Below are 12,865 nucleotides of genomic sequence, written 5' to 3'. Positions count from 1 at the left end.
CAACCGGAAGCGGTTTAACCGAGTTCCTGGTAGTTCCAACTTGGCTTGTGCGTTCTGACGAAACAGCTTTGCCACGCGAGAATTTCAGACGGTCTCGTCTGCGTCGGAAAGATTTGAATCGTCGTGCTTTCCGGAAGAACATCGACGGGATGAGAAGCATTGAAATGCAAAGCGAGTCGCTGCTGAAGATTTAAGGTCTCGCCAGCGTACAGATTGTTCTTCTGCTTCGAGCGAAGCAAATAGACACCCGGTCCGGATGGAATCTGAGAGACATCCAGTTCCGAAAAGACGATGGCTTTTCCAATCCGCTTGGGAGCTGTCAGAATCGCCCCGCGCTGTCGCGCCGTTTTTGATTGCTTTCGGATCTTCAAGGCAGCCCATCGGATTTCGAACGAGCTTCTTCCTGGAGCAAACTGATGAGCGAGTTCATCAAACTTTCTGGCCAGCAGTGGATCGACAAGAATTTCATCGAGGCTTGTGGCGAACTCTTCGTTGAGCAGAGATTGCAACGCGATTTCGCTGGCGTGCAAAAATGGATCGACGTCGAGCCAGTTCATCGTGGTAGCTCGGACCGTCTCAATATGCGCAAGCTTTCCAGACTTCCTCAATCGAAACAATAGCGAATTCCAGGTGCGCGGTTCACCTGCAAGCCCCAGTCGACGGCAAGTCTCAACAAACTCATCGTTGATCGCAGGATCAGCGACAACCCGGTCGACAGAAAACCCGTCGTGGGTCATCTGAAAGGCTTCGACGATTCCGGTCAGCACAGTCTGCAATTGAGCTTCCGCCAAACGCTCTTCGGAGGGAGCACGTTCCGGAGTCGCGACAACCTTTTTCGATTTCGAAGCTTTGTCAGATTTCGCCTTTGTCGCGGGAGCACTTTTCGTCGGTTCTGCCGAGCCATCGAGGGGATCACCCACTCGAATCTGTTCGAGTCGACCACGTCCATAGTTGACGTAATCTTCCGAGAGTTCAAAGCCCACGAACTTCCGGTTCAGCTTCTTTGCCACCGCAAGTGTTGTCGCACTTCCAGAGAACGGATCGACGACGATGTCACCCGAATTCGAACAACTGCGAATGATTCGACCGAGCAACTGCTCCGGCATCTGACACCCGTGAAAGCCCTGCCGCTCCTTAAACGTTCCAGCAACGCGCGGGAAATACCATGTGTCCTCGTCCCCTTGAAAACATCCCTGGATGTCCTGCGGACGAAGTGCCCATGTTCGGTCGATATCCCGTGTCGGAGTCAAATCGTCCGGGCTCCACATTCCATCTTCTGCCATCATCTCTCCAACGACATTCTCCGGGCGGATAATCCAGGTATCGTCGGGAAGGCGGCCCTTCGGATTGGCACGTTTGTCGTTGTAGACGAGTTCCCGGGCAGACGGAATCCGGTTCTCCAGATCATCCGCTCGGAACGTGAACCGCTGAGGGTCTTTCACGAAATAGAAGAGATGGGCATGCGATCGGGTGAACTTCTGTTTGCAATTCACTCCGAACGTGTAATACCAAATGACCCAGCTGCGAGAGTGAAAACCGATCTCCTGGCTCAGCAGTTTCAGCTCTGCCGCGTATTCATCTCCAATCGCGAGCCAGAATGTTCCGTTCGGCTTGAGAGCCCGATGCGTGGCAGTGATCCAATCCCGCGACCATTGGAGGTACTTCTCCCTGCCGAGCTTATCGTGATAGACATCGTACTCGTACCCGATATTGAAGGGCGGGTCCGCAAAGCCCAGGTCGATCGACTCAGCCGGAAGCCCATTCAGACCTTCAACACAGTCACCATGCACAATTGAGTTCAGAAATTCATCCATGATGTCATATCTCGTGAAAGATCTGTAATGACGTATCCTACCCGATTCATTGTCGGGGCCAAGCAATCAGTGGCAACAACGTCTGTGAATTCGTTACTCTGTGATCCAAGACGTGAATCTTGTAACGAAAACCGATTCAGTTGTCCTGTATTCATCGTTCCACATTGATCTCATGCAATTTCCGCATGTGGATGAATCAAACCGAACGACACCCCTGCCTTTGTTCTAGCTCCGGAACCGAAAGCCATGCACAAACTTTTGTGTCTCACCCTCCTGACGATCTTTGGTTTTGCACACACCTCAATCGCAGCTGAGAAGAATATCATCTTCTTCATCACAGACGATGAGAGCCCCACTCTTGGCTGCTACGGCGATCCCGTCGCGAAGACGCCCGCCATCGACGCCATCGCTGAAGATGGAACTCTCTTCTTGAATGCTTTCGCCACAACAGCAAGTTGTAGTGCCAGCCGATCGGTCGTGATGTCCGGGCTGCACAATCACAAGAATGGCCAATACGGACATCAGCATCATTACCACAAGTTTTCGTCTTTCGACAACGTGGTCAGTCTGGCCCTTCCTCGAGTTCTCGCGAATGCGGGATATCGAACGGGTCATATCGGGAAGTATCACGTCGCTCCCGAAACGGTTTACCACTATGAAACATACATGAAAGGGAACGGACGCAACGCTGTTGCCATGGCTGAGAATTGCCGAGAGTTCATCACCAATCGGTCCGATGATCGACCTTTCTTCCTGTACTTCGGAACGTCTGATCCTCATCGCGGAGGCGGAAAAGATCAGACCTCCAGCAGCAAACTGAAACCGGACCTGTTCGGGAATCGTCCGAAGAAAGGTTCACACGACGGCGTCGAAGAAGTCTTTTACGATCCAGCTGACGTTCCCATTCCTCACTTCATGACCGACACCCAGGAAACTCGCGAAGAACTCGCTCAGTACTACCAGTCCTGCGCACGAATTGATCAGGGTGTGGCTCGACTCGTCAAGATCCTCAAAGAAGCGGACCTGTACGACAAAACCCTGATCGTCTTCACCTCCGATCATGGGATGGCCTTTTCGGGCGGAAAAACAACCGTCTTCGAAGCAGGGTTGAAAGTTCCGTTCGTTGTTCGAAATCCATACAACGAGAATCGTGGAGTCCGCTCAACCGCGATGATCAGCCACATTGATATCACACCCTCACTTCTCGACTTCGCCGGAGGCCTCGATCCGAAAACCAACGGACCAAAAGACTGGGTGGATCCCGACAAGTTCTGGAAAGAGCGCGGAGAGAATCTCAAAGAGAACAGAAACGGCGGACACAAGTTTCGCAGCTATCACGGAAAGTCCTGGATTCCGATCCTCGGAGATCCTGATGCTGAGCATTGGGACACAATTTTCGCGTCGCACACATTCCACGAAATTCAAATGTACTACCCCATGCGTGTCGTGCGGGACAAGGAGTACAAGCTGATCTGGAATATCGCTCACGGTCTGCCCTATCCGTTCGCTTCAGACTTGTGGGCTGCTTCGTCCTGGCAGGCTCAATATCAGAAAGGGATGACCGCCCCGTATGGGCAGAAAACCGTCGGGGACTATATTCATCGACCCAAGTTCGAACTCTATCACATTGCTGAAGATCCCTACGAATCTGAAAATCTCGCTGTGAAAAGTGAGTACGCTGAGATCCTGAAAACGTATCAGGAGAAACTCAAGCAGTTCCAGGAAGAGATGGAAGATCCGTGGATCATGAAGTGGGACTATGAGTGAACCCGTCTCGTGGGATCGTGTCCGCTCAGTTTGTTTCTTGCAAATTGCGTTTCGTCATTGACGAGGACACGATCCGCTCTTTTCATTCCCTGAATTCCCAACTGATTTAAGATATCCGCAACATCATGTCACTGAAGATTCCGACGATTGATTGTTCGCTGGGAAACGCCGAAGAATTATTCGCGGAACTCAGAAACAAACTCAGCCCGCGAGGAGATGTCGTTTCCGAGGCAGGTCGACAGCGAACTGTCGAGCTGTTTGGGGAACCACTCTCTCCGCAGCAAGTCGTCGAACGAATCTGTCGCGACGTGCAGTCGCAAGGTCTCGAGCCACTCCTCAACTATTCGCGGCTGCTCGATCGTCCGGATTTCGATGTCTCGGATCTAAGAGTCTCGCCCGAAGAACTCGCTGCCGCACATGCGAAGGCTGACACGGAGTTTCTCGAAACCGTTCGACAAGTCCGCGACAATGTGATGGAATTTCAGAAGGCGATCCTGACCGAAGATGTCTCGATCGTCCGCGAGTCAGGTGATGCTCGCGTCGAACTGAAACAGCGATATCGACCACTCAAGCGGGTCGGAATTTGCGTTCCCGGAGGAGCTGCAGCTTACCCGTCGACAGTGCTCATGACAGCGGTCCCGGCTCAAGCAGCAGGTGTCCCGGAAATCGCGATCGTCGTTCCTCCGACGGAATTCGGGGGGTACAACACCGATCTGCTGGCGACCTGTCATGAACTGGGAATCACCGAAGTTTATCGAGTCGGAGGGGCTCAAGCCGTCGCTGCTCTGGCGTATGGAGTTGAGGGGATTCCGAGAGTCGACAAAATCGTCGGTCCCGGAAATCTGTTCGTTGCACTCGCCAAGCGATATGTCTTCGGTGAAGTGGATATCGACAGCATCGCCGGTCCGAGCGAAGTCATTGTCCTCGCGGACGAAACGGCTCGACCCGATTACATCGCCAGCGATTTGATTTCACAAGCGGAGCACAGCCCCGGTTCCGGGGTTCTGATTACCTGGCACGCTCCACTAATTGAACAAGTGCAGAACGCACTCGAAACCCAGTTGAGCCAGTTGAGTCGCGGAGACCTCGCGAGAAAGTGTCTGGAAGATTACGGCGCGCTGATTCTCGCTCGCGATGAAGACGAAGCAGCAGAACTGACGGACCTGCTGGCGACCGAGCACCTGCATCTTTCGATGGATCATCCTGAGCGCATGTTGGATCGCGTTCAGAACGCGGGAGCAATTTTCGTCGGACATTTCACTCCCGTTGCCTTTGGAGATTATGTCGCTGGACCTTCACACGTCCTGCCCACTGGTGGAACAGCTCGTTTTGCAAACGGGTTGTGTGCGAATGATTTCCTGAAACGCTCTTCGATCATTTCCTACAACGAAGAAGCCTGTCGTCGAGACGCTCCCAATGTTCGCATTCTTGCGGACAAGGAAGGACTGACAGCACATCGAGCGAGCGTTGATATCCGTGTGAATGAGTAGCCCAGTCGGAGCAGGAATCAACACCGTGCCATCACAGCCAGTCTCACAGGACGATGGTCACACACTGGACACTCCGAACTGGATTGCCGGGATCTTTCGATCTCTTGATATCGAAGAGTGTTCCGCAGCCATTACTAATGAAACACGATTGTGGTCCGGCTGGGATCGAGTCAGCCTGCTTCTGAGAACCGGAGACAAGCTTCGCCTCAAATCGGTCAGTGGAGTTCAGTCTATTGACCCGCGCTCGTCCACAACTCAAATGCTGGAAGAGATCGCGAAGAGCTGCTGGAATTCGGGCGAAGTTCTCGATTCAAACGCAGATGACCCGTCAAACGATTGTCGCAGCTACCACGAGCGTTGCCGCACACAACGAGTGGTCGTTCTCCCCATTCGCAGCCATGCTCAGGATCATTCATCGGAAATGATCGGTGTTCTGGTTTTCGATCAGTTTGAAAAGAACGCCCCACTGGCTCGTTCAGTCTCGGACTTAAAGGAAGGTACTCCGCTCATTCGAACAGCGCTAACGCATGCTTTGAACCACTCCCGACTCCAGCAAGGCTTTGTCGCCCGCTTACGTTCATCGTGGACTCGAGGAAGACTGACGCGAAGCCTGCTGGTCCTCGGAACAATCGCCTTCGCTCTTCTCCTGCTGACAACTGTCCCGACTGAGCTTGTCATCTACGGAAACGGAGTCCTTCGCCCCGATCGTCAACGCGATGTCTTTGCCGGTGCCAACGGATACATCGACAACGTCTTAGTAACGACCGGAGTTGATGTCGACGTTGATACTAAACTCATTGAGCTGAAGAGTCCCGAATTACAGATGAGTCTCTCGGAGCTGCGCGGAGAACTCGCGACCACTTCTCAGCAAATCGATGATCTCGAAACACTTCGAACCGATCCGCAATCGTCGTCGCGAGAGCGGAATCGAATGCACGATCTTGCAGCCCGTCGTGAAGAACTGAAAGCACTCGAACAGAACATTCGAACACAGATCAAAAGCCTCGAAGAGCAACAATTCGCCCTGACTCTGCGGAGCCCCATCCGAGGAACGGTTCTCACTCCCGATCTGAATTCAAAACTACCGGTCGGTCGACCTGTTCAACGCACAGACCGATTATTAAGAGTTGCCGACCTCAAGGGGCCATGGATCGTCGAACTCTATGTTGATCAACGCGATTCCGGACCTGTCATCGAAGCTGTGAACAGCGATCAAATCTCCATCGCGATCGTCACTGCGGACGCTCCCAACGAGTCCTTCACAGCCACTCTCCAATCAATTGCTCCTGCAATGACTGTTAGAACGGGACGCGGTGTCTCTCTCGAAATGCAGGCCACGATCGATGAAGATCTCGATCCGGGAATTCGTCCTGGATCGAGTGTTCAGTGCCGGATTTTCTGCGGTCACCGCTCGATCGGTCGTGTCTGGTTTCGACGAATGATCGACAAACTCTCCGCGTGGTGGAACCTCCGAAAGTCGTGAACCAACGCTCGGTGTTCGCAAAACGTGTCTCTATCGAAGGCCGCCGGTCTGCTCGAACGAATCCGCGAAGCTTACTTCGAAGCGTGTTCGAGCAGCCACACGATCAGGCCCTTCGCCAGGTGCATTCTGTTCTCCGCTTGTTCGAAGACGATGCTGCGGCGGTCATTCATGACTTCTTCAGTCACTTCCAATCCGCGTCTGGCTGGCAAGCAGTGCATGAAGAGTGCTTGTCCCGGAGCTGCGTCGAGGAGTTCAAGATTGACCTGGAAGTCTGCGAACGCAGCAGAGCGTTTATCTTTCTCTTCTTCCTGCCCCATGCTGGCCCAGACATCTGTGTAGATAACATCTGCTCGATTCACGACAGCGAACGGATCCGTCGTCTGATCGAGTTTCAGGTCCGGAAACTGAGACTGAAGTCGCTGAATGAACTCATCCCCGAGCAAATAGCCCTCTGGTGCCGCGAGCGAAAACTTGGCGCCCACGTGACCGCATGCCAAAGCCAGCGACTTGGCAACGTTGTTTCCATCCCCGACGAACAGAATTTCCTTGCCCTCAATCGAGCCGGCATGTTCAAGAATGGTCATCACGTCGGTCAATGCCTGACACGGGTGATAGTCATCAGACAGTGCATTCACGACGGGACAGCCAGCGTTTTTCGCGACGGTTTCAATCAACTCCTGAGAGAATGTTCTCAATACAATCAGGTCGGAATAGCCTCCCAAAACTCGCGCAATGTCGACGAGTTCTTCTCGTCCCTGTAACCCTGCTTCTTTTCCATGAAGAAAAATACTGGTTCCGCCGAGTTGAGAAATCCCAGCCTCAAAGCTGACGCGCGTTCTCAACGAAGGTTTCTCAAAAACCTGAGTTAAAACCTTCCCTGCACACAACGGTTGGCGCGTCCCAGCCAGCGTTTCTGCTTTGAGATCCGCAGCGGTTTTCAGTATTTCGAGGACTTCGCTCGAAGTCACATCAAAGAGAGAAGTGAGGTGTTTCATGGGAGTCTCCCGTCATCAATTCCGTCATCGTCAATGCAATTGAAAAGTGCCCAGACACCGATAGCAATCGCCTGGTTCGCTCAACAAAAAAAGAATTACTCAGCACTGCCTTTGTAGAGTTTCCTCTGCATGTTGGGCTGATACGGAGTCCAGTGCGAAGCGGCATTTGGATCTGACTCAATGAGCGACTGAAACTCGTTCGTTTTGGCGTCGAGATTGTCGAGGTGATGGAGCGCGATCGCCTCGGGAGTCATCGGCAGCTTCGGGCTTCCAAATTCGTAAGCCCCGTGATGGCTGACAATCATGTGCTTCAACCGAAGTGCCTTTTCTTTCGGAAAATCCTGCTTTGTGCGATCTTCCGTTTCACGAATTTTGTCATCGAGCATTTCGATCCCGATGATCAGATGCCCAATCAACTGACCTTCGTCGGTGTACTGAAACGAGGTGTCGTAGCTGAGTTCTCGAATTTTTCCGAGATCGTGAAGAAAAATCCCTGCCAGCAGAAGATTGAAATCGACATTCGGATACAGGTCCGTGAGCCGACTGGCTGTCTCGCAAAGATTGACAATATGGTCCAACAGCCCGCCGTGATAAGCATGGTGCAGCCGAATTCCCGCCGGAGCGGTTTTGAGTCCCTCAACAATCTCATCGTCAGACAGAAAAGACTGCATCAGCTCGGATAGATCCGAGTCATTGAGGCCCAACAGAATCTCGCGGAGCCGCTCAAGCTGAACAAGCACATCGGAGTTCGATTGAGGAATGAAATCCTCGGAATTCACCGATTCATCCGTCGCAAGATCAATACGCGTGAGAATCACCTGAAGGTTCCCCTGAAAGAGTTGAACCTTGCCTTTAACTCGAACGTAATCCCCTGTGTTGATGTGACTTACGATCGATTCGTTAACGTTCCACAACAGCCCGGAAATCTGCCCGGTTCGATCACGCAGCTGGCCCAGGAAGTATGTGTCTCCATTGCGATTCGCCCGCAGCTGACGATCTGCAAGAAGATAGACCTCGTCAACTGTTTCACCATCTTGCAGACTATTCACGAACATTCGCGACATGACGTCACCTGAGTTGACCCGACAACTGTCAGATGCTGCTCACATCGGGATGTGATTTGAGAACCCACTTCACCAGACAGCAGTTCGAACGGTTGCCAGAGTTGGCAATTAAAAACAAAAAGTGCCGATCGAATTGATCGGCACGATGTGAAACGTCAAATGCTAGCCAGATTTCCTCGAACTCTCAATCCCAACCGGGCATTCACGGGCTTGAATCGACAGGTCCTCATTCAGACCAAGGTGCTCATGTCGAAGCGATTGCCTGAACCAAATCGCACGGTTCAGGTTGTGCTCGCCCGTTGGAATGCCGGATGACTTCTCTGAGAGTTGGTTTAGTCGTTGAGGACTTCCGAGAGCGGAACGCGAACGAAATCGATCCGCTGATAAGCAGAATTCCCACTGTCTCCGCATTCGAAGATGACGCCGACATCCTCTTTTTCTGGAGCGATCATGACCATATCGCTATAGGCAGCCGGTCCTTCATGAAGCATCAGACCGTCATTCCATGTTTTCGTTTCATCGGTCGTGTAGCGAATTCTCAGGTCACTTCTCCCCTTACCTGATGGGCCATCTTCATCAGGGCCAGCGAAGAGAATCACGTTCTGCGGATCGTCATCACGAATGGACGCAGCCCGGAGCAGTGAACACTGAACGACAGGAGGATCCAGGATGGGAGGAGAAGGCCGAAGATAGAGATATTGCACTGATTGGGTCGGCAGAAAACTCTCTCCGCCGTCGTCGCTGTAACCGTCGCCGCGAGTGCCGCGTGCTTCTCCGTTCTGGTCGCGAGTATTGAAGTAAACACGCCCGTTTGAGAGTTCAACAGCTGCGGTTTCGTTCGAATTGAGACCATCGTGATAAGTGTCGTCAATCGCTCCCAACTTCCAGGTCTTCCCATGATCATCACTGTAGACAACATGAATTCCATTCGGACCTCGATCTTCTCCGTCATCCCCAAGGCGATGGTCACACGGGATCAGCAGACGGCCTTTCTTCGCTCCCCATTTTAGTTGGATCGAATGAACCGGCCCCGTCGCGTACCAGCCCCATGTCGGAAGCTTCGCGCTCTCTGTGATATCACGTGGATCAGACCAGGTCTCGCCGTGGTCGTCGCTATGAGTGACAAACACACGATCGTTTTCGACAGTGAACGGCAACCAGATTCGCCCGGGATGTTCGGGATCGAGCAGGTCAACAACCGGTGCTGGATTCCCCACTGTGACCGGGACATCAGGATACAGCGACTCAAACTGTTCACGTGCCTGAACGACCTTGAGATCTCCCCATGTCTGACCTCCGTCGGAAGATCGTTTCATCACGAGATCAATCTCACTGGCATCCCCGCCAGCCCGTGCTTCACAGAAGGCGAGCAAGTCTCCGTTTGCTGCCCGGATGATGGCAGGGATCCGGTAGATCTTGTAACCCTCGGTCCCTGCTTCAAACACGGTCGATCTCTGCTCTGCAGCATCGACGCTTTGAAGTTGAAGAGGGATGACTGTGAGCGCGAATAGAATCACTGTTGTCAATCGAAGCATTCGTTTCTCCTGCTGTCTCTCAGAGGAGTGACGGCTCTCTCTGATCTGCGGCAATGGTGAAGTCTTCATGGTGTCTCATTTTATGAATTGTCACGATGAAGAATAGAGACTCGCTTCGTGGCTGTCTAAAGACCTGTGCCGGAAGCGATCTCGTCATCGAGTTGTACGTGACTCAAAATACACTCCACAAAAACAGGACACCGAATCAGCATTGGGTCAGCGCTGAAAAAACCTCATCGGTCGTCATCAGATGGGACTCTTTGTTAACGTAGTCACCTGTTGTCATGATGTTGATTCGAAGCGACAACGAACAAACACTTCAGTCAGAAGAGGCCATCGTGTTCTGGAGATACTTCATGTCCTGCCGATCGTTTCCTGTTCAGCTACTTATCGCTTTCGCGGCGTTGAACGCACCCGCCTTTGGAGTCGACCGGGATGAAGTCACTTCTTCGCTTCAGCATCGAGAGATTGATGTCGACCTTCCATTGAAGGAAGTTCGAATCTTCACTGAGTCACTCGTGAGAAGGTTTTCCCCAGGCGATTCTCTGGAGGAATGGGAACAACAAAACGAAACCAACAGGCAGCAAGTCCTCGAGAACGTTGTCTTCCGCGGTGAAGCGAAGTTGTGGCGAGACGCAGAAACACGAGTCGAATGGTTGGAGCGAATCCCGGGTGGGCCGGGTTACTCAATTCGAAAACTCCGCTACGAAGCAATTCCCAACGTTTGGATTCCAGCCCTGCTCTATGAGCCAGACGAACTGAGCGACAAAGCTCCCGTCATCCTCAATGTGAATGGACATGATTCCAAAGGGAAGGCTGCGGACTACAAACAAATCCGGTGCATCAACCAGGCGAAACGGGGAATGCTTGCTTTGAATGTCGAATGGATCGGGATGGGTCAGTTGAAGTCCAATGGATTCAGTCACTATCGAAGCAATCAGATCGATCTCTGTGGCACAAGCGGTCTTGCCATTCACTACCTCACACTTTCTCGCGCGGTCGACTTACTTCTGGAGCATCCACGCGCCGACCCGGAACGCGTCGCTGTCACCGGTCTATCGGGCGGAGGATGGCAGACGATTTTCTTCAGTGCGCTGGACCCTCGCATTACACTCAGTAATCCCGTCGCTGGCTATTCGAGTTATCGAACACGAGCTGTTCACGTTTCCGATCTTGGAGACTCCGAACAAACACCTGTCGATCTGGCCATGATTGCGGACTACACCCATCTCACAGCCATGCGGGCTCCTCGTCCAACACTGCTCACGTTCAACGCTCTCGATCAATGCTGCTTCAAAGCTGACCATGCTCTTGAACCTCTGCAAGAGGCAGCTCTTCCGGTTTATGAGTTGTACGGACAAAAACAGAATCTCCGCACACATGTGAATCACGACCCCGGCACACACAACTTCGAACGTGAGAATCGAGAACAGCTCTACTCGATGCTGAACACTCACTTCCTCAACGACGATCGTCCTGAGAGCGCTCAAGAAATTGACTTTGAGAACGAGTTAAAAACAAGCGACGAACTCTTCGTCCCACTGCCTGAGCAGACTGACGATTTCCATTCAATCGCGATGAAACTTCAGTCCCAGCTGCCGCGTGAATCTGCTCGTGAAGATTTCTCCTTGAACGAACTCAGATCGAAACTGCGAGAGCTTCTCAGGCTGGAAGTGATTGATGCAGAGCGAGTGCAATCGTCTCCGCTTCCAACGGAATCCATTTCATCGACCGGCCATCGAATTCGAGTCGATCATTACTGGACCCTTCCCGCGACAGAGTTGACTCCCCACGAAGAGACTGAAGCATTCACCATTGTCATTGCGGATGATGGACGTGCCGAGGCATCGGAGGAAGTCGCAAAACAGCTCGAAGCGGGCCGCCGGGTGCTGGCTGTCGACTTGTTCAGCCACGGCGAATCGACAATTTCTCAGAGAGATTTTCTGTACGGCCTGCTCGTTTCATCAGTCGGACAAAGACCTTTGGGAATTCAAGTCGCCCAGCTGCTTTCCATCGTCGAAATGCACCGAGAAGAATCTGAGTCGCCAATCGAACTGCTGGCTCTCGGTCCCAAGTCAGGGCTGATCGTCCTTCTGGCAGCTGCACTTCATCCGGAGTATTTCGACCGCGTCGAAATCGTGGACGGATTCTCATCTCTCAAAGAGATCTTCACTCGCGATTTACAGATCCCCGACGGACCCGAGTTGTTCTGCTTTGGTCTTCTGGAATCCTTTGATATCCCAGTGTTTCGAGAGATGGCAGAGCCGGTGAACATCGTCAACAAACGGAGTTCAGCGGATTGAAGTCCTCAAAAATTCGTCTCGAAGGGCGTCCAATCCATCAACAATCAAGCACATTTTGGAATTTTCCTATCGCCAAACAGCCGAAGAAAGAATATAGTCTTGGTGTCGTGGTGCAGAAAACTTCTGTTCCATACCGGGCGATCTTCTCTTAAAAGCTTGTTTGCGAGCTCTTTTTCAAACGATATTTCCGAGTTCGCACAAGCAAACAGGACGAATATTCAGTCCACCAGTCCAAGTCAGTGCACAGTAGTCGTAGTAGTGCCAAAGTGCATTAATGCTCAGTCGAGATCGATATTCTCGAACATCACTGACTCAGAAACTTGTTCAATTTTGAGCAATCACGATTCGAGAGCTTCTTCTCTCAACCGCTCTCCGGAAGGAATCAGCCCTTCGGAGCCGCTGAGTTTGGAATGT

The 12,865-nt window shown here is 52.3% G+C and carries 8 protein-coding genes; 4 read left to right on the top strand and 4 right to left on the bottom strand.

Annotated features, from left to right (window positions below; all coding sequences use genetic code 11):
- Window positions 1–14 precede the first annotated feature (14 nt).
- On the bottom strand, window positions 15–1,814 hold the full coding sequence (locus KOR42_RS11900; RefSeq protein WP_146509900.1) for a DNA methyltransferase: 1,800 nt from the start codon (window positions 1,812–1,814) through the stop codon (window positions 15–17).
- Window positions 1,815–2,060: 246 nt separating this feature from the next.
- Here KOR42_RS11900 and KOR42_RS11895 point away from each other — a divergent pair, with 246 nt between their 5' ends.
- From KOR42_RS11895 to KOR42_RS11885, 3 genes are all read left to right on the top strand, one after another.
- Window positions 2,061–3,581, top strand: a complete 1,521-nt coding sequence (locus tag KOR42_RS11895) for a sulfatase family protein (protein ID WP_146509899.1) — start codon at window positions 2,061–2,063, stop codon at window positions 3,579–3,581.
- A 125-nt stretch (window positions 3,582–3,706) separates the two neighbouring features.
- Complete coding sequence (gene hisD / locus KOR42_RS11890; RefSeq protein ID WP_146509898.1) at window positions 3,707–5,071, top strand: histidinol dehydrogenase; 1,365 nt, start codon at window positions 3,707–3,709, stop codon at window positions 5,069–5,071.
- 25 nt (window positions 5,072–5,096) lie between these two features.
- The gene (locus KOR42_RS11885; RefSeq protein WP_197441084.1) at window positions 5,097–6,554 is read left to right on the top strand and encodes an efflux RND transporter periplasmic adaptor subunit; all 1,458 of its coding nucleotides are present in this window, start codon (window positions 5,097–5,099) and stop codon (window positions 6,552–6,554) included.
- Between the two features lie 71 nt (window positions 6,555–6,625).
- Here the strand turns inward: KOR42_RS11885 and argF are convergent, their stop codons facing one another.
- From argF to KOR42_RS11870, 3 genes are all read right to left on the bottom strand, one after another.
- Window positions 6,626–7,549 carry an ornithine carbamoyltransferase gene (argF, locus tag KOR42_RS11880; RefSeq protein WP_146509896.1) on the bottom strand — a complete coding sequence of 308 codons (924 nt, stop codon included), beginning with the start codon at window positions 7,547–7,549 and terminating at the stop codon, window positions 6,626–6,628.
- Window positions 7,550–7,644: 95 nt separating this feature from the next.
- Window positions 7,645–8,613, bottom strand: coding sequence for a 3'-5' exoribonuclease YhaM family protein (locus tag KOR42_RS11875; protein WP_146509895.1), 969 nt, complete (start codon window positions 8,611–8,613; stop codon window positions 7,645–7,647).
- A gap of 332 nt (window positions 8,614–8,945) precedes the next feature.
- A complete protein-coding gene (locus tag KOR42_RS11870) occupies window positions 8,946–10,148 on the bottom strand; it encodes a sialidase family protein (protein WP_197441083.1) in 1,203 nt (400 codons plus the stop codon).
- A gap of 356 nt (window positions 10,149–10,504) precedes the next feature.
- Between KOR42_RS11870 and KOR42_RS11865 the strand changes: the two genes are divergently transcribed.
- The gene (locus KOR42_RS11865) at window positions 10,505–12,451 is read left to right on the top strand and encodes an alpha/beta hydrolase (protein WP_231740863.1); all 1,947 of its coding nucleotides are present in this window, start codon (window positions 10,505–10,507) and stop codon (window positions 12,449–12,451) included.
- Window positions 12,452–12,865: the final 414 nt, after the last annotated feature.

It is taken from the genome of Thalassoglobus neptunius, assembly GCF_007859735.1.
GTDB classification, from domain to species: Bacteria; Planctomycetota; Planctomycetia; order Planctomycetales; family Planctomycetaceae; genus Thalassoglobus; species Thalassoglobus neptunius.
Note: the sequence above shows the minus strand (reverse complement) of the source record. Positions and strands in the feature narration are given on the sequence as shown.

Coding starts and splice junctions, on each gene's coding strand:
- argF (WP_146509896.1), bottom strand. CDS start 7,549: ATGAAACACCTCACTTCTCTCTTTGATGTGACTTCGAGCGAAGTCCTC.
- KOR42_RS11875 (WP_146509895.1), bottom strand. CDS start 8,613: ATGTCGCGAATGTTCGTGAATAGTCTGCAAGATGGTGAAACAGTTGAC.
- hisD (WP_146509898.1), top strand. CDS start 3,707: ATGTCACTGAAGATTCCGACGATTGATTGTTCGCTGGGAAACGCCGAA.
- KOR42_RS11865 (WP_231740863.1), top strand. CDS start 10,505: ATGTCCTGCCGATCGTTTCCTGTTCAGCTACTTATCGCTTTCGCGGCG.
- KOR42_RS11895 (WP_146509899.1), top strand. CDS start 2,061: ATGCACAAACTTTTGTGTCTCACCCTCCTGACGATCTTTGGTTTTGCA.
- KOR42_RS11870 (WP_197441083.1), bottom strand. CDS start 10,148: ATGCTTCGATTGACAACAGTGATTCTATTCGCGCTCACAGTCATCCCT.
- KOR42_RS11900 (WP_146509900.1), bottom strand. CDS start 1,814: ATGGATGAATTTCTGAACTCAATTGTGCATGGTGACTGTGTTGAAGGT.